This window comes from Shinella kummerowiae (genome assembly GCF_009827055.1).
In the GTDB taxonomy this organism is placed as follows: Bacteria; Pseudomonadota; Alphaproteobacteria; order Rhizobiales; family Rhizobiaceae; genus Shinella; species Shinella kummerowiae.
The window spans coordinates 172,257-197,887 of sequence record NZ_WUMK01000008.1 but is presented as its reverse complement, the minus strand read 5'-3'; the positions used below and the strand labels follow the sequence as shown (position 1 = coordinate 197,887).

Below are 25,631 nucleotides of genomic sequence, written 5' to 3'. Positions count from 1 at the left end.
TTATGCGAGGCCGACGCTTCAGTGCAGCCGCCCGTCTGCGCCGGCAAGCGAGGCGAACAGCGACCGGAGGCGGGCGATATCCGGATCGGAACCCTCATAACGCGAGAGTTTCTGCACTTCCTTAAGTGCCTCGACCGCGAGGTCGGCGCCGCGTGGCTGCCACAGCAGCCAGGAAATGAAGACGGATTCCGGCTTTCCGGTGCCGGAGAGGCCGTTGTTGATGGTAGCAAGCATATAGATCCCCAATCGGTGAATTGGGGGATGGCCGGACGCACATTGCTGGAAACCGCCAACAGGGCGGCGAGCAAGCGCACCACTGGGACACCCCGCCCATGGACGTTTCAACTATCAGGGCAGGTCTCCTGGCTCACGGGTCGCCGCTTCTGTCTCGCCTTCCCGGTCCAAAGACCAGTGGCTTTATCGACAGTCGCTCGCCGTTCACAGTTGCGGGGGCAGCGCCGGTCTTGGCGCTCCATCTGGAGCATCGCACCGGCTTCCCTCTTAGCCTCCAAGCCGCATGCGACTCGGAAGACCCTGACCCCGGCAAATTGGCGTCAGCGCGTCGGCAAGTCAATGATTTTGACCGTCATGCACAGGACGGGAACTTTTTGCCTCATCAGGCATTTGGCTTTCCGCCTGCACCATGCGCAGGTTCGCCCCTGGGGAGGGATGGGCGATTCACCAAATCCGCAGATGAGGGTCCATGCTGCGCCATCCAGTCCTGTTGACATGTTGCAAGTCTCTGTCCTTACGGCTAAAAAATGCCGTTTTCATGCACCACGCGGCCAGGATGCCAACAAGCGTGTCGCCTGAGCCCTGTCCAACCGTCAAGTGCCCCCGGGGTGCGGTTCGGTGCCATGGCTGATCGCGGCACACATATGAACCCTGCCCGCAAAAAACTGTCCAGCGCAAAGGCCGCCGCCGGATGGTTCCACATGGCCGGATCCAGAATCAGAAACATGCCCCTTCATAATACGCCGCAAGCCTCCTCGCGCGACGCCGACGTCAAGCAGATCGATTATAACGATTCGATCCGCGCCACCTATCTGACGCTGGAGGAGCTCGCCGATTGCGGTGAAGCGCTGGCGCGCGACAAGCGCGCGGCCCTGCCCGGCTTCCAACCCTTCGAGTTCCGTGCCCGGCACAAGGAAAACGAGAAGGAAATCTTCCGCGTCTATCAGGTGACCGCGAAGGACGTCGAGGCGGGCGCGCAGATCACCCCCGCGGCCGAATGGCTGCTCGACAATTATTACGTCGTCGAAGAGGCGATCCAGGAAGTCCGCCGCGATTTCCCCCGCCGCTTCCTCCGCCAGTTGCCGACCATGGACGTCGAGGGACAGGTGATGCCGCGCACGCTCGCGCTCGCCTGGCTCTACGTCGCCCATACGCATAGCGGTGTTTCGCATGACGGCTTGACGGCCTTCGTCCAGGGCTTCCAAAAGGTCGATGCGCTGAAGATCGGCGAACTCTGGGCGCTGCCCTCGTTCATTCGTTTCGTGCTTCTCGAGAACCTCCGCCGCATTTCCAGCCGCGTCGAGCGCTCGCGCAAGATGCGGTTCAAGGCGAACGAGGTGGCCGACGAACTGATCCGGCTCAACGATCCGGAAAAATGCATTGCCCATCTCCAGTCGATGGAGACCTTCATCGACGACAACACCTTCGTGATCCAGCTGCTCTACCGGCTTCGCGACGGCCTGCAGGCCTCCGGCGCGGTGATCCAGTGGCTGGAGCGTAAGATCGAGAGCCGCGGCAGCGATCTCGAGGAGCTGATCGTCGCGGAAAACAACCGGCTGTCCTCCGGCAACGTGACGATGAGTTCGCTCATCAAGAGCCTGCGCTCGGTCGACGATACGGAATGGCCCGTCTGGTTCGAGAGCGTCAGCCGCCTCGACGAGGCGCTGCGCCAGCGTTCCGACTACAGCGACCTCGATTTCGGCTCGCGCAACAAGTACCGAAACACGATCGAGCGTTTCGCACGCCGCTCCGGCAAGACCGAGCTGGAAGTGACCGAAACCGCGCTCACCATGACCGAGGAAGATGCGGCGGCGCATGTCGAGGACCTGGACTACAAGGCCAATGTGGCGGCCTTCCTCGTCGGCAAGAAGCGCAAGCAGCTCGAAAAGCGCATCGGCTATCGTCCCTCCATTGTCCAGCGCGTGGTGCGCCTGACCCGCAAGCTCGATTGGTTCGCGATTGCCGCGCCCAATATCATCCTGACGCTGCTGGCGATGATCGCGGTCTATTTCTTCCTCGATCAGCTCGACATTCCGAACGGCGCCTGGCTCATCATGCTCGTGCTTTTCGCGCTGCCGGCGTCCGAGGGCGCGACGGGTCTTTTCAACACGCTCGTCACCTTCTTCGTCACGCCGTCCCGCCTGGTCGGTTATGAGTTCAAGGACGGGATCCCGGACGATGCGCGCACGCTGCTTGCCGTGCCCTGTCTGATTTCCAAGCGCGACCATGTCGATGAACTGGTGCGCAATCTCGAGGTGCACTACCTCGCCAATCCACGCGGCGAGATCTATTTCGCGCTCATCAGCGACTGGGCCGACAGCCAGTCGGAAGAGACGCCGGCTGATCTCGACGTGCTCGAATATGCCAAGCGCGAGGTCGCGGCGCTGTCCGCCCGTTACGCCTATGATGGCCGCACGCGCTTCTACTTCCTGCACCGCCGCCGCCTCTACAATCCGTCGGAAGGCGCCTGGATGGGCTGGGAGCGCAAGCGCGGCAAGCTGCACGAGCTGAACCTGCTTTTGCGCGGTGACGGCGACACGACCTTCCTGCCGGGCGCCAACATCGTGCCGGCGGACGTCAAATATGTCATGACGCTCGATTCCGACACGCGCCTGATGCGCGATGCCGTGACCAAGCTCGTCGGCAAGATGCACCACCCGATCAACCGCCCGGTCATCGACGAGGCGACGGGCGAGATCACCGCCGGCTACAGCATCCTCCAGCCGCGCGTCACGCCCTCGCTGACGACGGGCAAGGAAGCCTCGACCTTCCAGCGCATCTATTCCGCCGACCGCGGCATCGACCCTTACGTCTTCACCGTGTCCGACATCTACCAGGACCTCGTCGGCGAAGGCACGTTCACCGGCAAGGGCCTCTATCACGTCGACGCCTTTGAGGCGGCCGTGAAGGGCCGTATCGGCGAAAACGCGGTGTTGAGCCATGACCTTCTCGAAGGCTCGCTGTCGCGCTGCGCGCTGGTGACGGATGTCGAACTTGTCGAGGATTTCCCGACGCGCTATGGTGTCGAGACCTCGCGCCAGCATCGCTGGGCGCGCGGCGACTGGCAGCTTCTGCCCTACATCTTCAGCCCGTCGAGCGGCATTTCGATGATCGGCCGCTGGAAGATGTACGACAACCTGCGCCGCAGCCTCATCCCGATCGGCTGGCTCGTCGCCTCCGTCATGGGCTGGTACTACATGGAGCCGCGCCAGGCGCTGATCTGGCAGCTCGTGCTGATCTTCCTGCTGTTCGTCGCCCCGACGCTGTCGCTGATCTCCGGCCTCATGCCGCGCCGCAACGACATCGTCGCACGTGCCCATGTGCATCGGGTCATCTCGGACATTCGCGCGGCCAATGCGCAGGTTGCGCTGCGCATCGTCTTCATCGCCCATTCGGCGGGATTGATGGCGGATGCGATCATCCGCTCGCTCTACCGCACCTTCGTCAGCGGCAAGCTGATGCTGGAATGGCGCACGGCCGCCCAGGCCGACAGTGCGGCGCGCGGCGGCATTCTCGCCCATTACAAATCCATGTGGCAGGCGCCGGCGCTCGCCGTCGTCTCCGTGGCCCTCGCGATGGTCTCCGATACGGGCCTGCCCTTCATCGGCGTTCCCTTCGCCCTTGTCTGGCTGCTCTCGCCGATGATCGCCTGGTATGTCAGCCAGACGGCGGAGACCGAAGACCAGCTGGTCGTGTCCGACTATGTCGCCACGGAGCTACGCAAGATCGCGCGGCGCACCTGGCGCTATTTCGAGACCTTCGTGACGGCCGAGCAGCACTTCCTGCCGCCGGACAATTTCCAGGAAATGCCGCAGCCGGTGCTGGCCGAGCGCACCTCGCCCACCAATATCGGCGTCTATCTGCTCTCGGTCATCTCCGCGCGCGATTTCGGCTGGATCGGCTTTGAAGAGACGGTTCGCCGCCTGGAACAGACGGTTTCGACCATCGACGGCATGCCGAAATATCGCGGCCACCTCTACAACTGGTACCGCACGAACACGCTGGAAACGCTCGGGCCCCGCTACGTTTCGGCGGTCGACAGCGGCAACCTCGCCGGCCACCTCATCGCCGTCTCCTCCATGTGCCGTGAATGGGCCGAAGCGCCGTCGGCATTCCTGCAGGGCAGCCTCGACGGCATCGGCGACGTGGCGTCGATCCTGTCGGAGACGCTGACGGAGCTCCCCGACGACCGCAAGACGGTTCGGCCGCTGCGCCGCCTCATCGAGGAGCGCATTGCCGGCTTCCACAACGCGCTCGCCGCAGTCAAGCGCGAGCACGAATTCGCCTCGATCCGTGTCATCAACCTCTCAGTACTGGCGCGCGACGTCAACAAGCTGATCGTCAACCTGGACAACGAGATCAAGTCGCCGCAGAGCGGCGAGGTCGTGCATTGGGCGGGCGCGCTGGTTGCCGCCTGCGAGGCGCATATCGCCGACAGCGTCTTCGACCTCGGCAGCATCGAAGCCCTGCGCGAGCGCCTCGTCGTCCTGCGCGACCGGGCGCGCGATATCGCCTTCTCGATGGATTTCGGCTTCCTGTTTCGCCAGGAGCGCCGCCTGCTGTCGATCGGCTACCGCGTCGAGACCAATGAACTCGACGAGGCCTGCTACGACCTGCTCGCGTCGGAAGCGCGCCTCACGAGCCTGTTTGCCATCGCCAAGGGCGATCTTCCGACCGAGCACTGGTACAAGCTCGGCCGTCCGGTGGTGCCGGTCGGCTCGCGCGGTGCGCTGGTCTCCTGGTCGGGCTCGATGTTCGAATATCTCATGCCGCCGCTCGTCATGCAGGAGCGCCAGGGCGGCATCCTCAACCAGACGAACAATCTGGTGGTGAAGGAGCAGATGAACCACGGCCGCCGTCTCGGCACGCCCTGGGGCATTTCGGAAGCGGCCTTCAACGCCCGCGACCACGAGCTGACCTATCAGTACACCAATTTCGGCGTGCCGACGCTCGGCCTGAAGCGCGGCCTCGGCCAGAATGCGGTGATCGCGCCCTATGCCTCGCTGCTCGCCACGCAATATGCCCCGACGGCCTCGCTGGAAAACCTCGAGCGGCTGCGCAAGCTCGGCGCCCTCGGCGTTTACGGCTTCCATGATGCCGTCGACTTCACGCCGACGCGCGTGCCGGAAGGCAAGACTTGCGCGGTGGTGCGCAACTACATGGCGCACCATCACGGCATGTCGATCGCCGCCGTCGCCAACGTCGTCTTCAACGGCGCGCTGCGCGAACGTTTCCACTCCGACCCGGTCATCGAGGCGGCCGAACTGCTCTTGCAGGAAAAGGCGCCGCGCGACATTCCGGTCATCAACGCCAAGCGCGAACCGGAAACCGTCGGCAGCACGCAGGCCGACCTGCTGCGCCCGGAAATCCGCATCATCAAGGATCCGTTCTCGCGGGAACGCGAGACCGTCTTCCTGTCGAACGGTCACTATTCCGTCATGCTGACGGCGAACGGTGCCGGCTATTCGCGCTGGAACGGCCAGTCGGTCACCCGCTGGAAACCCGATCCGACCGAGGACCGCTGGGGCTCCTTCCTGTTCCTGCGCGATACGGCGACGAACGAGTGGTGGTCCGCCACCGCCGAGCCGAAGCGCGCCGAGGGCGAGGAGACCAAGACCCAGTTCGGCGACGACAAGGCGGAGTTCATCAAGACCGTCGGCACGCTGACGAGCGAGGTGGAGGTCATCGTTGCCACCGAGCATGACGCCGAAGGCCGCCGCCTGACGCTGCTCAACACCGGGCCGGAAGACCGCTTCATCGAGGTGACCTCCTATATGGAGCCGGTCATTTCGACGGACGATGCCGACAGCGCCCATCCGCTGTTCTCCAAGATGTTCATCCGTACCGAAATCGGCAAGCGCGGCGACGTCGTGCGCGCCGAGCGGCAGAAGCGCAACCCGAACGAGCCGGACATGGCGATCGCCCACCTGATCGTCGACAATGCCGGCCCCTCGCGCCGCACCGAGATCGAGACAGATCGTCGCCGCTTCATCGGCCGCGGACGCTCGCTGACGACGGCCGCCGCCTTCGATCCGGGGGCGCAGCTTTCCGGCACGGACGGCTTCACGCTCGATCCGATCATCGCGCTGCGCCGCGTGGTGCGCGTACCGGCCGGCAAGAAGGTCAAGGTCATCTTCTGGACCATTGCCGCCCCCAGCCGTGCCGAAGTGGACGCGGCCATCGACCGCTATCGCCATCCGGACGTGTTCAACCACGAAATGATCCATGCCTGGACACGCTCGCAGGTGCATATGCGCCATGTCGGCGTGACCTCGCAGGAGGCGGCGAGCTTCCAGATGCTCGGCCGCTACCTCACCTATCCGGACATGCACCTTCGCGCCGATACCGGCACGATCCAGAGCGGGCTCGCCGCCCAGTCGGCGCTGTGGCCGCTGGCGATTTCCGGCGACTTCCCGATCTTCGTGCTGCGCATCAACGACGAGATCGATGTCGAGGTCGCCCGCCAGGCGCTGCGTGCACAGGATTACCTGCGCCACCGTGGCGTCACGGCCGACCTCGTGATCCTCAACGAACGCGCCGCCTCCTATGCGCAGGACATGCAGCACACGCTTGACCACATGTGCGAGAACCTGCGCATCCGCAGCCAGTCCGACGGTGCGCGCCAGCATGTCTTCACGGTGCGTCGCGACCTGATGGACGGCACCACCTGGCAGGCGCTGCTCGCCACGGCCCGCGCCGTCTTCCACGCGCGCAACGGCACGCTGTCCGACCAGATCGCCCGCACGGTCGCCCTGTTCTCCACGCCACGCGGCGAGGAGGAGGCGAAGACCGAGACGCCGGCACCCAAGCTGCCGGTTCCCGCCGGCGAGCCGGTGGAGATAAACGGTGACGGTCTGTCCTTCTGGAACGGCTTCGGAGGCTTCAATGCCGAGCGCCGGGAATATGCCGTGCGGCTGCGCGGCGGCGAAGCGACACCGCAGCCGTGGATCAACGTGATCGCCAACCAGCATTTCGGCTTCCACGTCTCGGCGGAAGGCGCCGGCTACACCTGGAGCCGCAATTCGCGCGACTTCCAGCTGACGCACTGGACGAACGACCCGGTCATCAACCGCCCGGGCGAGGCCTTCTATGTGCGAGACCGTGAGCGCGGCACGGTGATGACGCCCTTCGCCACGCTGTCGCGCAAGCCCACGGTGAAGTTCGAGACCTGGCACGGCCTCGGCTACTCCGCCTTCCGCAGCTGGGAGGATGGTATCGAGCTCGATCTCGTGCAGACGGTCGATCCTGAGGACCCGGTCAAATATTCGCGCCTCGTCGTGAAGAACACCGGCGAAACCGAGCGCAGCCTGACGGTCTATGGCTATGTCGAATGGGTGCTGGGCAACAACCCTGCCCGGACCGCGCCCTTCGTGCTGACCAGCCATGACGAGGACAGCGGCGCGCTGTTTGCCACGAACCCGTACAGCTTCGATTTCGCCGGCCGGACCAGCTTCTTCGCCGTCGACGCGCCGCTTTCAGGCTTCACCGCCAAGCGTCGCGAATTCATCGGCCGCGGCGGCGATATCGTGTCGCCGGCGGCTGTTGTTACGGGGCAAGCGCTGTCCGGTTCGGCCGAAGGCATCGGCGATCCCTGCGCGGCGCTTGCTGTCGATATCACGCTGAAGCCCGGCGAGACGCGCGAGCTGCATTTCGTGCTCGGCGACACGGCCGATGCGGACAGCGCCCGGGCGCTGGCCGACAAGAGCCGTGCAGCGGATTTCGACAAGGTCATGACCGCCGTGCGTGGCTATTGGAGCGACTTTACCGGCACGCTTCAGGTCAAGACGCCCGATGCGGCGCTCGACCGCATGGTCAACGACTGGCTGCCCTATCAGGCACTGGGTTGCCGCATCCAGGCCCGCTCGGCCTTCTACCAGGCAAGCGGTGCCTACGGCTTCCGCGACCAGTTGCAGGATACGCTGGCCTTCATCCTGCACCGGCCGGAGCTTGCCCGCGGGCAAATCCTCAACGCCGCCTCGCGGCAGTTCGTCGAAGGCGACGTGCAGCATTGGTGGTTGCCCGACAACGGCGCCGGCGTGCGCACCATGATCTCCGACGACGTCGTCTGGCTCGCCCATGCGGTCGAATATTATTGCCGCACCAGCGGCGACCGGGCGATCCTCGATGAAACGTTGACCTTCATCGAGGGGCAGCCGCTCACGGAGGGCCAGCACGACGCGTTCTTCACGCCGGACCGGTCGTCCGAAGAGGCGCCGCTCTATGAGCATTGCGCTCGCGCGCTCGATCTGGCGCTGCGCCGCACGGGGGAGAACGGCCTGCCGCTCATCCTCGGCGGTGACTGGAACGACGGCATGAACCGTGTCGGCGAAGCCGGCCGGGGCACGAGCGTCTGGCTCGGCTGGTTCCTTGCCGGCACGCTGGGCGGCTTCATCCCGCTTGCGCGCGAACGGGGCGACCAGGCCCGCGCCCTCCATTGGGAAGAGCATCTCGGCCGTCTCAAGGTCGCGCTGGAAACGGCGGGCTGGGACGGCAGCTACTACCGCCGCGGCTATTTCGATGACGGCACGCCGCTCGGATCTTCCGAGAGTGCGGAATGCCGGATCGATTCGATCGCGCAGAGCTGGAGCGTGCTGTCCGGCATGGGCAGCGGCGAACGGTCGCGCCAGGCGATGGATGCGGTGATGGAAAATCTCGTCGACCGGGAGCACGGCATCATCCGCCTGTTCACCCCGCCGCTCGTCGAGACCCCGCAGGATCCCGGCTACATCAAGGCCTACCCGCCGGGTGTGCGCGAAAACGGCGGCCAGTATACCCATGCCGCGACCTGGGTCGTGCTGGCGCTGGCGCGGCAGGGCCGGGGTGACGATGCCTGGGCCTGCTTCAACCTGCTGAACCCGATCAACCATGCGCAGACGCGGGAGGCAGCGGCACTTTACCGTGTCGAACCCTATGTCGTTGCGGCGGATGTCTATGGCGAAGGCGAACGGACCGGGCAGGGCGGCTGGACCTGGTATACCGGCTCGGCCGGCCTGCTCTATCGCGCGGCCGTCGAGGGCATCCTCGGCATCCGCAGGGAGGCGGGTCGCCTGTTCGTCGATCCGGTGCTGCCGGCGGCGTGGAACGGCTTCGAGGCGACGCTCAAGCTGGACGGTCGCACACTCGCGATCCGTGTCGAGCGCGGCGATGACGGTGGATGGCAAGCAAGTGTGAACGGAACTGTCATCAAATCTTCAAGCGAGGGTTATTTGCTCTGATCCACGCATGTGGATCAGAGCATTATGACAGACAGACTTGGACCGGTGGGCGCTGTGCCGCGCGAACGCGACACACGCCTCGACGTCTTCCGGGCGCTTGCCCTGCTGACGATCTTCGTCAATCACGTTCCGGGTCAATATCTGGAACACCTGACGCATAAGAACTTCGGCTTTTCCGATTCGGCGGAAGCCTTCGTCCTCATTTCGGGCATGTCGGTCGGGCTTGCCTATGGATCGCGTTTTGCGGTCGGCGAGCGGTTGGCGGTGACGTTGCGCATCCTGCGACGGGCGCTGACGCTCTACGTCGCGCATATCATGACGAGCGTCATCACCTTCGCGATCTTTGCCGGCGGTGCGCTGTGGTTCGGCCGGCCGGATCTCCTGTCCGAAATCAACCTGCGCGCCGTGGTCGACCGCACGGAGCAGGGCGTGGTCAGCATGGTGCTGCTCGGCCACCAGTTCGGCTACAACAACATTCTTTCCATGTATGCCGGGCTGTTCCTGATGCTGCCGGGCTTTCTCTGGCTCTACCGGCGCAGCGCCTGGCTGCTTATCGCCGTCTCCGGCACGCTCTGGCTCTGCGCCGGCATCTGGCAGATCGCGCCGTCGAATTTTCTCGACGACGGCTACTGGTTTCTCAACCCGCTGTCCTGGCAATTCCTCTTCGTCATCGGCTTTGTCGGCGTGTTGCGGGCGCGCAGGGGCGGTTTTCCGCGCAATCCGGTGCTGATGGCGCTGTCGGCGGCCTATCTCTTCGTCTCGATGCTGTGGGTCGTGCTGTCCTGGTGGAACATCGACTTTTCCTACGGCCTGCCGGCGGTGCTGACCGGCTTCGACAAGACATTCCTCTCGACCCCGCGGCTCCTCCATGTGCTGGCGGGCGCCTATCTGGTGGCGACCATTCCGGTGCTCTCCAGCTGGGCCGCCTTGCCGCTCTCCCATCCGCTGGTGGCCGTGGGACGGCATTCGCTTGCCGTGTTCATCTTCGGCACGATCCTTGCGATGGCCGGGCAGGTGATGATGTTCGTGACCGGCAAGAACCCGGTCCTCGGCACGCTCTATGCGGTCCTCGGCATTGCGCTGCACATCGCCTATGCCCGTTATCTCGACTGGCAGGCGGCCGTCATCAGCCAGAACGCGAAACGGCAGGGCTTGCAGGCCCTGCCGGTCAAGGGGCGCGACGGCCCGAAGCGATGATGGATGCCCGTCAGGCGGCGGTGTGGCTCTTGCGCACGTCGTCGTCCGTCAGGATGCCGCTTGCCCGCAGCAGGGCGGCGAAGCGGCCGTTGCTCTGGCTGAGATCGTTGAACGTGCCCATCTCGGCCACCTTGCCGTGATCCATGAAGACGACGAGGTCGGCTTCGCGCACGGTGGACAGGCGGTGAGCGATGATGAAGGTCGTGCGGTTGCGACGCAGCTGGTCGATCGCCGCCTTCACACGCGCTTCCGTCTCCACGTCGAGCGCACTGGTCGCCTCGTCGAGCACGAGGATCGGCGCGTTCTTGAGGATGGCGCGGGCAATGGCGATGCGCTGGCGCTCGCCGCCCGACAGACGGTTGCCGCGCTCGCCCACATGGGTCTCGTAGCCGCTCTGGCGCGAGACGATGAAGTCGTTCGCTGCCGCCGCTTCGGCCGCCGCCATGATTTCCTCTTCCGTCGCGCCCTCGCGGCCCAAGCGGATATTGTCGGAGATCGAGCGGTTGAGCAGACCCGCATCCTGGAACACGGTGGCAATCGAGCGGCGCAGCGACTTGCGCGTCACCGTCGCGATATCGACGCCGTCGATCAGGATCTGGCCGGACTTCGGCTCGTAGACGCGCTGCAGAAGGTTGACGAGCGTCGTCTTGCCGGCGCCGGTCGGGCCGACGATGGCAACGGTCTGGCCGGCTTCCACCGTAAAGGACACGTCGCTGACGCCCTGCGTGGCGTTGGCGAAGTCGAAGTTGACATTGCGGTACTCGACACGGCCCTTGACCTCGCCGAGATCGCCGGCATTGACCGGCTCCTCGCGGTCCTTGACGGAATCTTCCAGGGTGAAGAAGTCCTCAAGCTTGGCGCGCGCTTCAAAGATCTGGGTCGCGAAGGCCTTCATCTGGTCGAGGCGACCGATGAGCAGGCCGGCAAAGCCGATAAAGGCGATGACGTCACCGACGCGGATTTCGCCACGCTGCACGAGCACCGTGCCGATGACGAGGATTGTCATCATCGAGATCGTCGAGGCGATACGGTTCAGCGCGCTGGCAAGCGCCCACCAGTCGAGTACCGGAAACTGCGCGTTGATCAGGCGTTCGGCAAAACGCTTCAGCTCGCGCGTCTCGGATTCGATGCGATTGTAGCTGTGCACGACCGACACGTTGCTGATCGAGTCCGACACATGCGAGAAGACGGTGTGGTAGTGGTTTTCCACCGACGCCTGGCCTTCGCGGGTGCGGTTCATCACGACCTTGCCAATGACGACATAGAGCACGCCGAGCACCACCAGCACGATCGACAGGCGGTAATCCATGACGAACGCAGTCGGGATCAGCAGAACGAGGGCCACGGCGGTCGCCAGGTGCGTGCGCATGAATTCCAGCCAGAGGCCGAACAGCGTTTCGCAGGCCCGCAGCAGCGTGTGCAGCGCGTTCGAGGTGCCGCGCTGGCTATGCCAGGCAAGCGGCATGGAAATGATGCGGCCGAAGGCTTCCGTCAGCAGGGTCGCGCGGCGGCCATGCGCCAGCCGGTCGGCCTCGCGGGCGACGAGCACATAGGCGATCGTGTTGAACAGGCCGAAACCCGCCCACATGGCCAGCATCGGCGTGACGTCGCCCTTGGAGGAAATGGCGTCGATGATGCGGCCGAACAGGATCGGTTCCGCAATGGTGATGACTGCCAGCACGATGTTGGCGACAACCACCGAGCCGACGCGAATCTTGTTGACCCCAAGATAGCTGAGGGCTCTTGCATAAACCTGAAACAAAGACACGAAATAAGGCCTTTCCGGCGATACCTGTTGTGCGGTGCAGCGAAAGCACCTGTTCTCTTTGCAGTGCGCTGTTAATCAGCGGAAGGGGCAAAAGTTCTTCGCCGGCGTGCAAATTTCATGACTCGTATGAAATCTCGCGTGATCTTCCGTTTTACGCCGGGCTATTTCCCTTAGCCAATTGATTTTCAGCCTTCGATCCTGCCAATTGTATGCGGGGCAACATGAATGGGACATGACTGGTTCGTATGCAGGACCGGCTGTGTTTTTCAGAATTGGATTGGGGCGCTTCGAGCGCAAGGCATATGAAGATCAACTTACTGGTGCAATACCTTGCACTGATCGACGAGTTGCGCGGTCAGGAGGAGACGACGGCTGAGTTCGAGCGTCTGCTGACGCTCTACGGGTTCGACTACTATGGTCTTCTCCAGACGCCGAAGCCGGTGGAGAGCCCGACGAGCCTGCTGCTTGCCGGCCGCTGGCCGAAGGGATGGCCGGAAACCTATCTGCGCAAACGCTACATGCAGATTGATCCGACATTGCGCTATCTCGGCCATGCACAGGCCGGTTTCCGCTGGCGTGATACGCTCGGCGCCTTCCGCCTCAGCCCGCATCGCAAGCGCATGGAGCGCATGATGGTCGATGCGCGGCAGAACGGTCTTGAGGACGGCTATGTGTTTCCCGTGCACGGCCGGCGCGGCCTCATCGGCAGCCTCAGCCTGGGCGGCAAGCCGGTCGAGTTGGAAAGCGTCGAGATCGGCCTTTTCGACAGCATTGCCCGCCGGCTCTACTGGAAACTCATCCATGTGGCGGACCCGGAGCAGGCCGAACGCCTTTCCGCGGTCGTCGACGTGGAATTGACGCGCCGCGAAATGGAGGCGCTGAGCCTGCTTGCCGAGGGCATGACCTCGCACGATATCGGTCGCGTGCTCGGCATCTCCAGCCACACCGTCGACTGGTACATGAACGGCATCCAGGAAAAGCTCGGCGCGCGCAACCGGCACCACGCCATCGCCATCGCTTTCCGGCTCGGCCTTGTCTCCTGATTGTCGTAATTCTTTTGCCGAACGGCGACTCCAAAATTGAACTTTGAAAATAACCCGCTAATAATTCTCTTCGCGGGTGCAGCATTTCCCGTTTTCAAGTCACTGAGGAGTCCGACTTGCCCATTTCCAAGATCCTTGTCGCAAACCGTTCCGAAATTGCCATTCGCGTGTTCCGCGCAGCCAACGAGCTCGGCATAAAAACGGTTGCGATATGGGCGGAGGAGGACAAGCTCGCGCTGCACCGCTTCAAGGCGGACGAAAGCTACCAGATCGGCCGCGGCTCGCATCTGGCGCGCGATCTCGGGCCGATCGAGAGCTATCTTTCGATCGATGAAGTCATCCGCGTCGCAAAACTCTCCGGCGCCGATGCGATCCATCCCGGCTACGGCCTTCTCTCCGAGAGCCCGGAATTCGTCGATGCATGTGATGCCGCCGGCATCATCTTCATCGGCCCGCGGCCGGATACGATGCGTCAGCTCGGCAACAAGGTCGCCGCGCGCAACCTCGCCATCTCCGTCGGCGTGCCCGTCGTGCCCGCCACCGATCCGCTGCCGGACGACGAGAAGGAAATTCATCGCCTGGCGGAAGAGATCGGTTATCCGGTCATGCTGAAGGCTTCCTGGGGCGGCGGTGGCCGCGGCATGCGCGCCATCCGCGACCCGAAGGACCTGCTGCGCGAGGTGACTGAAGCCAAGCGCGAGGCCAAGGCGGCCTTCGGCAAGGACGAGGTCTATCTTGAAAAGCTGGTCGAGCGCGCGCGCCACGTCGAAAGCCAGATCCTTGGCGACACCCATGGCAATGTCGTGCATCTGTTCGAGCGCGATTGTTCGGTCCAGCGCCGCAACCAGAAGGTTGTCGAGCGCGCACCGGCCCCGTATCTGAGCGAGGCGCAGCGCCAGGAGCTGGCTGCCTACTCCATCAAGATCGCCAAGGCGACGAACTATGTCGGCGCCGGCACGGTCGAGTATCTGATGGATATGGACTCGGGCAAATTCTACTTCATCGAGGTCAATCCGCGCATCCAGGTCGAGCACACCGTCACGGAAGTCGTGACCGGCATCGACATCGTCAAGGCGCAGATCCACATCCTCGACGGCGAGGCGATCGGCACGGCGGAATCGGGTGTGCCGGCGCAGGCGGATATCCGTCTCAACGGCCATGCGCTGCAGTGCCGCATCACCACGGAAGACCCGGAACAGAACTTCATTCCCGACTATGGCCGCATCACCGGCTACCGCTCGGCCTCCGGCTTTGGCATTCGTCTCGACGGCGGCACGGCCTACCCCGGCGCGGTGATCACCCGCTTCTACGATCCGCTGCTCGTCAAGGTCACGGCCTGGGCACCGAACCCGGTCGAGGCGATCAGCCGCATGGACCGGGCGTTGCGCGAATTCCGCATCCGCGGCGTCGCCACCAACCTCACCTTCCTCGAAGCGATCATCGGCCACGAGTCCTTCCGCGACAACAGCTACACGACCCGCTTCATCGATACGACGCCGGAACTCTTCCAGCAGGTGAAGCGTCAGGACCGCGCGACGAAGCTGCTCACCTATCTCGCCGATGTCACCGTCAACGGCCACCCGGAAGCGAAGGGTCGCCCCAAGCCGCCGGCGGATGTTGCCAAGCCGATCGTCCCCTTCATCGAAGGCAAGATCGTCGCCGGCACCAAGCAGAAGCTCGACGAACTCGGGCCGAAGAAGTTTGCCGAATGGGTGCGGGGCGAAAGCCAGGTCTTCCTGACCGACACGACCATGCGCGACGGCCACCAGTCGCTGCTCGCCACGCGCATGCGCACACATGACATCGCCCGCGTCGCCGGCACCTACGCCCGGGCGCTGCCGCAGCTCTTCTCGCTCGAATGTTGGGGTGGCGCGACCTTCGACGTCTCCATGCGCTTCCTGACGGAAGATCCGTGGGATCGTCTCGCCCGCATCCGCGAGGACGCGCCGAACCTGCTCTTGCAGATGCTGCTGCGCGGCGCCAATGGCGTTGGCTACAAGAACTATCCCGACAATGTCGTGAAATATTTCGTCCGTCAGGCGGCGAAGGGCGGCATCGACGTCTTCCGCGTGTTCGACTGCCTGAACTGGGTCGACAACATGCGTGTGTCGATGGATGCGATCGCGGAAGAGGACAGGATCTGCGAGGCGGCGATCTGCTACACCGGCGATCTACTCAATTCGGCCCGCCCGAAATACGACCTGAAATACTATACGGCACTCGCCGCCGACCTGGAAAAGGCCGGCGCCCACATGATCGCGCTGAAGGACATGGCGGGCCTCCTGAAGCCGGCCGCGGCGCGCGTGCTGTTCAAGGCGTTGCGCGAAGCGACCGACCTGCCGATCCATTTCCACACGCACGACACGTCCGGCATCGCGGCCGCGACCGTGCTGGCGGCGGTGGATGCCGGGGTCGACGTGGTGGACGCGGCGATGGATGCGCTCTCCGGCAACACCTCGCAGCCCTGCCTCGGCTCGATCGTCGAGGCGCTCAAGGGCACGGAGCGTGATCCGGGGCTTGATCCGGAATGGATCCGCCGCATCTCCTTCTATTGGGAGGCCGTGCGCTTCCAGTACGCCGCCTTCGAAAGCGACCTTAAGGGGCCGGCCTCCGAAGTCTACCTGCATGAAATGCCGGGCGGCCAGTTCACCAACCTCAAGGAACAGGCCCGCTCGCTCGGGCTTGAGACCAAGTGGCACAAGGTTGCCCAGGCCTATGCCGACGCCAACCAGATGTTCGGCGATATCGTCAAGGTGACGCCATCCTCCAAGGTGGTGGGTGACATGGCGCTGATGATGGTTTCGCAGGACCTGACCGTCGCCGACGTCGAAAATCCGTCGAAGGACGTCTCCTTCCCGGATTCGGTTGTCTCCATGCTGAAGGGCGATCTTGGCCAGCCCCCGGGTGGCTGGCCTGAGAAGCTTCAGAAGAAGGCGCTGAAGGGCGAAGAAGCCTATACCGCCGTGCCGGGCTCGCTGTTGCCGCCGGCCGATCTCGATGCGGAGCGGAAAACCATCGAGGACAAGCTGGAGCGCAAGGTCGATGACTTCGAGTTCGCCTCTTACCTGATGTATCCGAAGGTCTTTACCGACTACGCGCTTGCGGCCGATACCTACGGTCCCGTCAGCATCCTGCCGACGCCGGCCTATTTCTACGGCCTTTCGCCCGGCGAGGAACTGTCGCCGGAACTGGAAAAGGGCGTGTCGCTCGTCATCCTGCACCAGGCGCAGAGCGAGCCGGATACGCAGGGCATGGTGAAGGTGTTCTTCGAGCTGAACGGCCAGCCACGCCTCATCAAGGTGCCGGATCGCAACCGCGCCGCAACGTCGACGGCCCGACGCAAGGCGGACATTGCCAATGCCACCCATCTCGGTGCACCGATGCCGGGCGTCATCTCGACGGTCTCGGTCTCGGCCGGCCAGTCGGTCAAGGCCGGCGACGTGCTGCTGTCCATCGAGGCCATGAAGATGGAAACGGCGCTGCATGCGGAGAAGGACGGCACCGTCTCGGAAGTGCTGGTGAAAGCCGGTGACCAGATCGACGCCAAGGACCTGCTCATCGTCTACGGCGCCTGATACGCCGGGCGTTGCTGGAAAGCCTGGAGGGGATAGGGGCGGATGCGCCCATATCCCCTCTTGTCTTTGCGCAATTTCGGACGCAAAACGCTGCACACTTCGCCGAAATTGCTTTTAATGCAGGCTTTCTATGAGCTTCGTCATCCGCACCGCCGATCTCGGCGATATCGCTGCCTTCACCGAAATCTACCGCGAATCCGTGCTGAACGGGGTGGCGAGCTATGAGCTCGACCCACCGTCGCTTGACGAGATGGGGACGCGGTTCAAGGCGATCACCGGCAAGGGGTATCCCTATATCGTTGCGATCGAGCAGACCGGCCTGATCCTCGGTTATGCCTATGCCTCGGCGTTCCGCACGCGGCCGGCCTATCGCTGGCTCGTCGAGGATTCGGTCTATCTGGCGCCGGAAGCGCGCGGCAAGGGCGTCGGCAAGGCGCTGCTCGCCGAGCTGATTCGCCGCTGTACGGAGCTCGGGTTTCGCCAGATGGTGGCCGTCATCGGCGGCGCGCACCCCGCCTCCATCGCCGTGCACAGCGCGGCCGGCTTCGAACATTCCGGCCGCATGACGGCGACGGGCTTCAAGCACGGGTGCTGGCTGGATACGGTGTTCATGCAGCGCGCACTCGGTGACGGCGCCGGCACGGAGCCGTCGGCGGCGGATTATCCGGGAACGATGGCGTAGAGGCCACACCCTCTCTCTATCGTCATGGTCGGGCCTGACCCGACCATCCACGTCTCATCCGCGGCATGGATCCCCGGGTCGAGCCGGCGGATGACGCACAGCGAAGGGCATGGCTGGAGAAAGCGACGCCGTTTACGTCTCGATGAGCCGCAGCGCCTTGTCGAACACCTTGAGAACCTGGCTCAGCTCGTGGCCGCGTTTCAGGATGGTGCCGTGCTGGTTGATGACGCTGTAGGCACCCTGCCGGGCGGCGAGCTTGGGGTTTTTCTCGACGCGGTAGAGCGGCATTTCGCCGGACCGCTTGAAGATGGAGAAGACCGCCTTGTCGCGCATATGGTCGATGGCATAGTCGCGCCATTCGCCTTCGCCGACCATGCGGCCGTAGACCCGGAGGATCGCGTCGAGCTCCCGTCGATGGAACGTTACGGGCAGCGGATCCTTGCTGCTCCTGTATTCCCTGAGGTCGATCACGCCATTGGAAGCCTGCGAATCCGGCTGATCAGTCATCGAATCTCCGCACCTCGTCTGTGACGGCTGGGTGACAGTGTGCCTGACCGGAGCCGAAATGCAAGGCGGATGGGGCAAGACTTGCGTTTTCGCAAAAATCCTTCTCGCCGCATTTCAGACAAACAGACGCCCAAATTAGAAGCGAGAGTTCGCCAGTCGCAGCCCATGCCTGCCTGCTGCCTTGTGCGGGAAGCCGGTTTGGTAGGGTCAGCGCCTGTCGAAGTTGCCCTGTATTCCGTTGCCGGTAACTTCGTCTTGGTCCGGTCCGTGTTTCTTCGAACCCTCAAGCCCCAGCCCCTCGAAGAAGCCGGACCGGACCTCCCCTTGCGGGGATGTCTTCACCGAGATGCCTTGTCGCCCGTCAGCACCGTCGCGCCCAGAATGGCGCCCGGCGTATCGGCGGTCTGCATGCGCTGGATAAGCACGGCGCAGCCGCCGGCCTTCTTTTTCTTCTTCAGCATGTCGGCCGGCAGCACCAGATTGGTCTCCTTGCCTTCCCACATGCCGATCGTTTCCATGTCGGTCACGGCGTGCCAGTAATTGACCGTCTTGCCGAGATTCTCGCCCTTGTCGATGTTGATCGTGCGCTCGCGCTCGAAATAGGCAATGACGATATTGGCCTTGCCCTCGCCGGGGCCGACGCGGATGCGCAGCTCGTCGTTCTTCACCTCGACATCGACCGGCACGTTCAGCCCCTTGCCTTCGTCGGGCATGGCACCGATGCGCGCGCGGATGCCGGAAATATCGGCGCCGTTGATGTGCTCGCGGCCGTTCAGCACGGCCTGCGGCGTGTAGACGCCGTTGCGGCCGAACATGCGGGCATAGGCATATTGCCGGTCGGTATTGTCCTTGGAGGCGAGCGTGTCCGCCCAGCCGAGATAGTTCCAGTAGTCGACATGGTAGGAGAGCGCCACCACCTCGCCTTCACGGGCGAGCGTTTCCAGCGCCTTGTCGGCCGGCGGGCAGGACGAGCAGCCCTGGCTGGTGAACAGTTCCACGACACCTTTGGGCTTGGTTATTTCCTGCGCGTACGCAGCCTCTGTGCCGGCTCCCAGCGCGAGCAGGATCGCCAGACATTCCAGTATGTGCGGTCTCGGCATGATCATTTCCAATGGAGCGCCGGCAATGGCCAGCCGTTTGAGCCGTCATACGCGCTTGCCGGTTCAACAGGAAGTCACGATGGAGTGAGCTTCATAGCGGAGAAAAATGCTCCAGAAAACGAAAAATGCCGGGGCTTTTGGCCCCGGCATCTCATCCATGACGGCAAATTCGATCAGGCCGCGAGGTCGCGCAGAACGGTCTGCAGGATGCCACCATTGTTCATGTAGGTGACCTCGTCGAGCGTATCGATGCGGCAGAGCAGCGGCACCTCCTTCACCGTGCCGTCGGCATAGGTGATCTTGGCGATCTTCTTCTCGCGCGGCTTGATGTCGCCTTCCAGGCCCTCGATCGTGACGACTTCGTCGCCCTTGAGGTCGAGCGAGGCCCAGGTCGTGCCGTCCTCGAAGACGAAGGGCACGATGCCCATGCCGACGAGGTTGGAGCGGTGGATGCGCTCGAAGGACTGCGCCACCACCGCCTTTACGCCGAGCAGGTTGGTGCCCTTGGCCGCCCAGTCGCGCGACGAACCGTTGCCATATTCGACGCCGGCGAAGATGACGAGCGGAACGCCCTCGGCCTTGTACTTCATGGCCGCGTCGTAAATCGACATCTCTTCCTTGGTCGGATAGTGGATCGTGTAGCCACCTTCCTTGCCGTTCGGGCCGAGCATGTGGTTGCGGATGCGGATATTGGCGAAGGTGCCGCGCATCATCACTTCATGGTTGCCGCGGCGCGTGCCGTACTGGTTGAAGTCGGCAACGGCAACACCGTTGTCCGTGAGGTAGGCGCCAGCCGGCGAGGCCGCCTTGATCGAACCGGCCGGGGAAATGTGGTCGGTGGTGATCTTGTCGCCGAACAGGCCCAGCACGCGGGCACCCTCGATGTTCTTGAGGCCCGAACCGGTCTTGCCCATGCCGACGAAGTAGGGCGGGTTCTGCACATAGGTCGACTGGTCGTCCCAGGCATAGGTCTGGCCGGCGGGCACCTGCACGGCCTGCCAGTTCTCGTCACCCTTGAACACGTCGGCATATTTTGCCGCATAGAGCGCGCGGGTGACGTATTTCAGGATGAATTCCTGGATTTCCTGCGAGGTCGGCCAGATGTCCTTGAGGTAGACGGGCTTGCCGTCCTGGTCCTCGCCGATCGGCTCCTTTGTCAGGTCCTTCTGCACCGTGCCGGCCAGCGCATAGGCGACGACGAGCGGCGGCGAGGCGAGATAGTTCGCCTGCACGTCCGGCGAGATGCGGCCTTCGAAGTTGCGGTTGCCGGACAGGACGCCGGCGGCAATCAGTCCCTTGTCGTTGATCGTCTTGGAGATCGGCGCCGGCAGCGGGCCGGAATTGCCGATGCAGGTCGTGCAGCCGAAGCCGACGAGGTTGAAGCCGAGCTTGTCGAGATCTTCCTGCAGGCCGGACTTGGCGAGGTATTCGCCGACGACCTGCGATCCCGGTGCCAGCGACGTCTTGACCCACGGCTTCGTCTTCAGGCCCTTGGCGACCGCGTTGCGGGCGAGGAGGCCAGCGGCGATGAGCACCGACGGGTTGGACGTGTTGGTGCAGGACGTGATGGCGGCAATGGCGACGTCGCCATGGCCGAGATCGTAGTCGGTGCCTTCGACCGGGTAGCGGTTGGCAAGCTGGCCGGGCTTCTTGTAGTCGGCGTCCATCGAGGTCGCGAAGCCGGATGCGATGTTTTCCAGCGGGATGCGGCCTTCCGGACGCTTGGGACCTGCCATGGCGGGTACGACGTCGCCGAGGTCGAGCTCCAGCGTGTCGGTGAAGACGAGGTCGGAGCCGTCGCCGTCACGCCACATGCCCTGCGCCTTCGAATAGGCTTCGACCAGCGCGATGCGCTGTTCTTCGCGGCCGGACATGGTGAGGTAGTTGACGGTTTCGCCGTCGACCGGGAAGAAGCCGCAGGTCGCGCCGTATTCCGGGCCCATATTGCCGATCGTCGCGCGGTCGGCCAGCGTCATGTTGTCGAGGCCGGGGCCGAAGAATTCGACGAACTTCGAGACCACGCCCTTCTTGCGCAGCATCTGCACGACCATCAAAACGAGGTCGGTCGCGGTGACGCCTTCCTTGAGCTTGCCGGTCAGCTTGAAGCCGATGACCTCAGGCAGCAGCATGGAGACCGGCTGGCCGAGCATGGCCGCTTCGGCTTCGATGCCGCCCACGCCCCAGCCGAGAACGCCGAGGCCGTTGATCATGGTCGTGTGGCTGTCCGTGCCGACACAGGTATCCGGGTAGGCGATGATCTCGCCGTCTTCTTCCTTGGTCCAGACCGTCTGGCCCAGATATTCCAGATTGACCTGATGACAGATGCCGGTGCCGGGCGGCACGACGCGGAAGTTCTTGAACGCCTGCTGGCCCCACTTGAGGAAGCGGTAGCGCTCGCCGTTACGCTGGTATTCCAGTTCGACGTTGCGGGCAAAGGCGGTCGGCGTGCCGAATTCGTCGACGATGACGGAGTGGTCGATGACGAGGTCGACGGGAACGAGCGGGTTGATCTTTTCCGGGTCGCCGCCGAGCGATACCATCGCGTCACGCATGGCTGCGAGGTCGACGACGGCGGGAACGCCGGTGAAGTCCTGCATCAGCACGCGCGCCGGGCGATAGGCGATCTCGTTTTCGACCGTGCCTTTGTTGGAAAGCCAGTCGACGACGGTCAGGATCTGCTCCTTGGTGACCGAGCGGCCGTCCTCGAAGCGCAGCAGGTTCTCCAGAAGCACCTTCATCGAGTAAGGCAGCTTCGAGACGCCCGCGAGGCCGTTCGCCTCAGCCTTCGGCAGGCTGTAATACACATAGTCGGTGCCGTTGACCGTAAGGGTCGAACGACAATTGAAACTGTCTAGGGATTTGGACACTTTATACCCCGTCTCGTCTGGCGCCAGAAAGCTGACGTACGAACGCCCTTGCGCTGTTTAAGCGCGTTATGGGATGCGGGTACGGTCATTTCCGCTGTCCGTACGCGGAATTCATTCCGTGTTCGGCGCTTGGATGAAATTCACGCCGACCGCTGGCGTGTTGCGGGCGTTATAGATAATTTCTAAACAAGGTTCCAGAGCGCCGAAGGGCAAATCGGGACAATTTTTTTGCATTGCGACCAATGTCGTAAAAGGAAAGTGAAACGCTATGCGGCTCGTCGCCGAGGGATTGAGCGCCAAGCGCGGCGAGGACTTGATTTTCCAAGATATTTCCTTTGAAATTCCGCGCGGCGAGGCGCTCGTCGTCAAGGGACCGAACGGCTCCGGCAAGTCGACCTTGCTGCGCGTTCTGGCTGGCCTGCTTCCGGCCGAAACGGGCACGGCAAAACTCGTTGCTGCGGCGCAACCGGTGGAGCGGCTCGGCGAGGCCTGTCACTATCTCGGCCACCGCAATGCGATGAAACGCGAGCTGACCGTCGATGAGAATCTCGTCTTCTGGAAAGCCTTCTTCGGCGATTTTTCGGGTGGTGCCGGCATCTCCGTCGATGAGGCGGTCGAATCAGTCGGCCTCCGCGGCATCGTCCACCTTCCCTTCGGCTATCTCTCCGCCGGCCAGCAGCGCCGTATGGCCATGGCGAAACTGCTGGTCGCCTGGCGCCCGGTGTGGATCCTCGACGAGCCGACGGCGGCGCTCGATGCCAGCGCCGAAGCCATGTTCGCCGGCCTCGTCACCACCCACCTCGCCCGCGGCGGCATCGCCATTGCCGCAACGCACCAGCCGTTGGGGCTGGAGGGGGTGAGGGAGTTGCGGATGACGGGGTTTGCAGGTGTTGGGGAGGCGGTGTGGTGATGGTCTTGCGCTTCGCGCCCCCCCTCTGCCCTGCCGGGCATCTCCCCCACAGAGGGGGAGATTGGCTAGCGGCAAAGGCATTTCCCCTTTTGCAACGTTCGCGATGGGCGAAACGTCTCCACGATTGGATCTCCCCCCCTGTGGGGGAGATGCCCGGCAGGGCAGAGGGGGGTGCTCCACGCCCCGAGGCCTCGACATGATCGCCCTCCTCGCCCGCGACCTCAAACTCTCCGTCCGCGCCGGCGGTGGCGCTCTGATCGGCGTGCTGTTCTTCATGACCGTCGTCGCCGTCATCCCCTTCGGTGTCGGCCCCGACCTCAATCTCCTCTCGCGAATCGGCCCGGCGATCCTCTGGATCGGTGCCCTGCTCGCGTCCCTTCTTGGTCTCGACCGGCTGTTCCAGGCCGAGCGGGAGGACGGTTCGCTCGATCTTCTCTTGATGCAGGAAACACCGCTGGTGCTGACGGTGTTCGTGAAGTGCGTCGCCCATTGGGTCGCGACAGGCCTGCCGCTCGTCATCGCTTCGCCCTTGCTCGGCCTGTTCATGAACATGGACGAGGTGGCGATCGGGGCGACGACGCTGACGCTGCTGGCGGGCACGCCGGCGATCACTTTCATCGGGGCTGCGGGTGCCGCGATTGCCGTGGCGCTGCCGCGTGGCGGTCTGCTCGTGTCGATCCTCGTTTTGCCGCTTGCCATTCCCGTGCTGATCTTCGGGGTGAGCGCTGTTTATGCGGCGATCCAGGATCCGGCGCCCTTCCTGCCGCCCTTCCTCATTCTGATCGCGATCAACCTGTTCTTCGCCGTGCTCGGGCCGGTCGCGGCGGCTGCGGCGCTTCGCCTCTCCAGCGACTGACGAGAATGTGATTGCGGCAGATCAATTGAAGAGACGGGCCTGACGCGTTAAAGAACCATCATGAGTGAACCGAGCCTTGCCATCCGTAAATTCAGCGATCTCGCCAACCCGACGCGGTTCCTGGCGCTGGTCGCGACCGTCTGGCCCTGGCTTGCCGGGCTGACGCTCTGTCTGTTCGCGGTCGGGCTCTACCTGTCCTTCACGACGGTCGGCGATTACCAGCAGGGCGAGACGGTGCGCATTATGTATGTGCATGTGCCGGCCGCCTGGCTGTCCATGATGTGCTACACGGTCATGGCGCTGTCCGCACTTGGCACCCTCGTCTGGCGCCATCCGCTCGCCGATGTCTCGGCGAAGGCCGCAGCACCCATCGGCGCCTGTTTCACGCTCGTCGCCCTTATCACTGGCTCGCTCTGGGGCAAGCCGATGTGGGGCACCTGGTGGGTGTGGGATGCGCGGCTCACCTCGGTCTTCGTGCTGTTCCTGATGTATCTCGGGCTGATTGCGCTCAACCGTGCGATGGACGAGCCGACGCGGGCGGCGAAAGTCAGCGCGGTGCTGATCCTCGTCGGCTTCGTCAATATCCCGATCATCAAGTTCTCCGTCGAGTGGTGGAACACGCTGCACCAGCCGGCGAGCGTCATCCGCATGGATGGGCCGACGATTTCCGGCGAATTCCTGCGCCCGCTGCTCGTGATGGCCGTCGCCTTCACGCTGCTGTTCTTCACGCTGCACATTCTCGCCATGCGCAACGAGATCTTGCGCCGGCGCATCGCCGTGCTGCGCCGCCATGCGGCCCGGTCGGCTGGAGGTGCGGCATGAGCCACCTCTTCTACGTGACGGTGTCCTACATCGCCGCCTTCTCCGTCTCGATGGGCCTCGTCCTGTGGGTCTGGCTCGATCATCGCGGCCGTCATCGCGAACTTGAGCGGCTGGAGGCGGCCGGCGTGCGCCGCCGCTCCGCCCGCGAGGAAACCCGATGAGCGAAACGGAAAGCCCTGCACCGGGTGCGGGCACGCGCACGCGTCTCATTCTCGCCGCCCTGCCGCTGGCGATTTTCCTCGGCCTCGCCCTGATCTTCTGGACGCAGCTCAATTCCGGCCGCAACATCTCCGAAATCCCCTCCGCGCTGATCGGCACCAAGGCGCCCTTCCGCGACCTGGAGCCGCTCGCAGGCGCCACCAAGGATGGTGCAGCCGTGCCCGCGCTGACGGCTGAGGCGGTCAAGGGCAAGCTGACGCTGGTCAATTTCTGGGCGTCCTGGTGCGTGCCGTGCCGGCAGGAGCATCCGGTCATCCTGTCGCTGTCCAAGGACCCACGGCTGACCGTCGTCGGCGTCAACTATAAGGACGGCAGCGAGAACGCGCTGCGCTTCCTCGGCGAACTCGGCAACCCTTTCTCCGCCATCGGGCTCGATCCCGTCGGGAAAATGGCGATCGACTGGGGTGTCTACGGCATCCCCGAATCCTATCTCGTCGGCCCGGACGGCACGATCCTCTACAAGAAGGTCGGGCCTTTTGATGAGAAGAGCCTGAAGGACGGGCTTTTCCCGGCAATCGAGAAGGCGCTGGGCGCGCCGGCTAAAACGGGCTGAGGGCGGTTGCCAGTGGATCCTCGGGTCGAGCCCGAGGATGACGGCGGGGAGGAGAGACCTCCAACAAGGACCTTGGACCGTGC

General features: G+C 63.9%; 15 protein-coding genes and 1 riboswitch. Of the genes, 10 read left to right on the top strand and 5 right to left on the bottom strand.

Features of this window, described 5'->3' with window-relative positions; all coding sequences use genetic code 11:
• Positions 1-18: 18 nt before the first annotated feature.
• Positions 19-234: a hypothetical protein gene (locus GR138_RS21235; RefSeq protein WP_160861266.1), complete on the bottom strand. Its 216-nt coding sequence runs from the start codon at positions 232-234 to the stop codon at positions 19-21.
• 101 nt (positions 235-335) lie between these two features.
• Positions 336-552, bottom strand: a riboswitch (cobalamin riboswitch).
• A 407-nt stretch (positions 553-959) separates the two neighbouring features.
• Between GR138_RS21235 and GR138_RS21230 the strand changes: the two genes are divergently transcribed.
• Positions 960-9,449 (top strand): glycoside hydrolase family 94 protein, encoded by an 8,490-nt coding sequence (locus tag GR138_RS21230; protein WP_160861265.1) that lies wholly within the window; start codon positions 960-962, stop codon positions 9,447-9,449.
• 24 nt (positions 9,450-9,473) lie between these two features.
• Positions 9,474-10,646 carry an OpgC family protein gene (locus tag GR138_RS21225; RefSeq protein ID WP_160861264.1) on the top strand — a complete coding sequence of 391 codons (1,173 nt, stop codon included), beginning with the start codon at positions 9,474-9,476 and terminating at the stop codon, positions 10,644-10,646.
• 10 nt (positions 10,647-10,656) lie between these two features.
• Here the strand turns inward: GR138_RS21225 and GR138_RS21220 are convergent, their stop codons facing one another.
• Positions 10,657-12,414: a glucan ABC transporter ATP-binding protein/ permease gene (locus tag GR138_RS21220; RefSeq protein ID WP_160861263.1), complete on the bottom strand. Its 1,758-nt coding sequence runs from the start codon at positions 12,412-12,414 to the stop codon at positions 10,657-10,659.
• Positions 12,415-12,716: 302 nt separating this feature from the next.
• On the opposite strand from GR138_RS21220, the gene GR138_RS21215 reads away from it, so the two are divergent.
• From GR138_RS21215 to GR138_RS21205, 3 genes are all read left to right on the top strand, one after another.
• A complete protein-coding gene (locus GR138_RS21215; protein ID WP_160861262.1) occupies positions 12,717-13,457 on the top strand; it encodes a helix-turn-helix transcriptional regulator in 741 nt (246 codons plus the stop codon).
• A gap of 116 nt (positions 13,458-13,573) precedes the next feature.
• The gene (gene pyc, locus GR138_RS21210; RefSeq protein ID WP_160861261.1) at positions 13,574-17,032 is read left to right on the top strand and encodes a pyruvate carboxylase; all 3,459 of its coding nucleotides are present in this window, start codon (positions 13,574-13,576) and stop codon (positions 17,030-17,032) included.
• A gap of 130 nt (positions 17,033-17,162) precedes the next feature.
• Positions 17,163-17,714, top strand: a complete 552-nt coding sequence (locus GR138_RS21205) for a GNAT family N-acetyltransferase (RefSeq protein WP_160861260.1) — start codon at positions 17,163-17,165, stop codon at positions 17,712-17,714.
• Between the two features lie 132 nt (positions 17,715-17,846).
• Here the strand turns inward: GR138_RS21205 and GR138_RS21200 are convergent, their stop codons facing one another.
• From GR138_RS21200 to acnA, 3 genes are all read right to left on the bottom strand, one after another.
• On the bottom strand, positions 17,847-18,221 hold the full coding sequence (locus GR138_RS21200) for a DUF2794 domain-containing protein (RefSeq protein ID WP_160861259.1): 375 nt from the start codon (positions 18,219-18,221) through the stop codon (positions 17,847-17,849).
• Between the two features lie 338 nt (positions 18,222-18,559).
• Positions 18,560-19,327, bottom strand: coding sequence for a DUF1223 domain-containing protein (locus GR138_RS21195; RefSeq protein WP_160861258.1), 768 nt, complete (start codon positions 19,325-19,327; stop codon positions 18,560-18,562).
• 167 nt (positions 19,328-19,494) lie between these two features.
• A complete protein-coding gene (gene acnA / locus GR138_RS21190) occupies positions 19,495-22,188 on the bottom strand; it encodes an aconitate hydratase AcnA (protein ID WP_160861257.1) in 2,694 nt (897 codons plus the stop codon).
• A gap of 268 nt (positions 22,189-22,456) precedes the next feature.
• Here acnA and ccmA point away from each other — a divergent pair, with 268 nt between their 5' ends.
• The 5 genes from ccmA to GR138_RS21165 all read left to right on the top strand — a co-directional run bounded on the left by ccmA (position 22,457) and on the right by GR138_RS21165 (position 25,548).
• On the top strand, positions 22,457-23,098 hold the full coding sequence (ccmA, locus tag GR138_RS21185) for a heme ABC exporter ATP-binding protein CcmA (protein ID WP_160861256.1): 642 nt from the start codon (positions 22,457-22,459) through the stop codon (positions 23,096-23,098).
• 196 nt (positions 23,099-23,294) lie between these two features.
• Complete coding sequence (ccmB, locus tag GR138_RS21180; RefSeq protein ID WP_160861255.1) at positions 23,295-23,954, top strand: heme exporter protein CcmB; 660 nt, start codon at positions 23,295-23,297, stop codon at positions 23,952-23,954.
• Between the two features lie 60 nt (positions 23,955-24,014).
• On the top strand, positions 24,015-24,776 hold the full coding sequence (locus GR138_RS21175) for a heme ABC transporter permease (RefSeq protein WP_160861254.1): 762 nt from the start codon (positions 24,015-24,017) through the stop codon (positions 24,774-24,776).
• A complete protein-coding gene (gene ccmD, locus GR138_RS21170) occupies positions 24,773-24,937 on the top strand; it encodes a heme exporter protein CcmD (RefSeq protein WP_160861253.1) in 165 nt (54 codons plus the stop codon). Before GR138_RS21175 ends, ccmD begins: the two co-directional genes overlap by 4 nt.
• Positions 24,934-25,548, top strand: a complete 615-nt coding sequence (locus GR138_RS21165; protein ID WP_160861252.1) for a DsbE family thiol:disulfide interchange protein — start codon at positions 24,934-24,936, stop codon at positions 25,546-25,548. Before ccmD ends, GR138_RS21165 begins: the two co-directional genes overlap by 4 nt.
• The last annotated feature ends 83 nt before the right edge of the window (positions 25,549-25,631 follow it).

Coding starts and splice junctions, on each gene's coding strand:
- ccmB (WP_160861255.1), top strand. CDS start 23,295: ATGATCGCCCTCCTCGCCCGCGACCTCAAACTCTCCGTCCGCGCCGGC.
- GR138_RS21165 (WP_160861252.1), top strand. CDS start 24,934: ATGAGCGAAACGGAAAGCCCTGCACCGGGTGCGGGCACGCGCACGCGT.
- GR138_RS21235 (WP_160861266.1), bottom strand. CDS start 234: ATGCTTGCTACCATCAACAACGGCCTCTCCGGCACCGGAAAGCCGGAA.
- GR138_RS21225 (WP_160861264.1), top strand. CDS start 9,474: ATGACAGACAGACTTGGACCGGTGGGCGCTGTGCCGCGCGAACGCGAC.
- ccmA (WP_160861256.1), top strand. CDS start 22,457: ATGCGGCTCGTCGCCGAGGGATTGAGCGCCAAGCGCGGCGAGGACTTG.
- ccmD (WP_160861253.1), top strand. CDS start 24,773: ATGAGCCACCTCTTCTACGTGACGGTGTCCTACATCGCCGCCTTCTCC.
- GR138_RS21205 (WP_160861260.1), top strand. CDS start 17,163: ATGAGCTTCGTCATCCGCACCGCCGATCTCGGCGATATCGCTGCCTTC.
- GR138_RS21200 (WP_160861259.1), bottom strand. CDS start 18,221: ATGACTGATCAGCCGGATTCGCAGGCTTCCAATGGCGTGATCGACCTC.
- GR138_RS21230 (WP_160861265.1), top strand. CDS start 960: ATGCCCCTTCATAATACGCCGCAAGCCTCCTCGCGCGACGCCGACGTC.
- GR138_RS21215 (WP_160861262.1), top strand. CDS start 12,717: ATGAAGATCAACTTACTGGTGCAATACCTTGCACTGATCGACGAGTTG.
- GR138_RS21195 (WP_160861258.1), bottom strand. CDS start 19,327: ATGATCATGCCGAGACCGCACATACTGGAATGTCTGGCGATCCTGCTC.
- GR138_RS21175 (WP_160861254.1), top strand. CDS start 24,015: ATGAGTGAACCGAGCCTTGCCATCCGTAAATTCAGCGATCTCGCCAAC.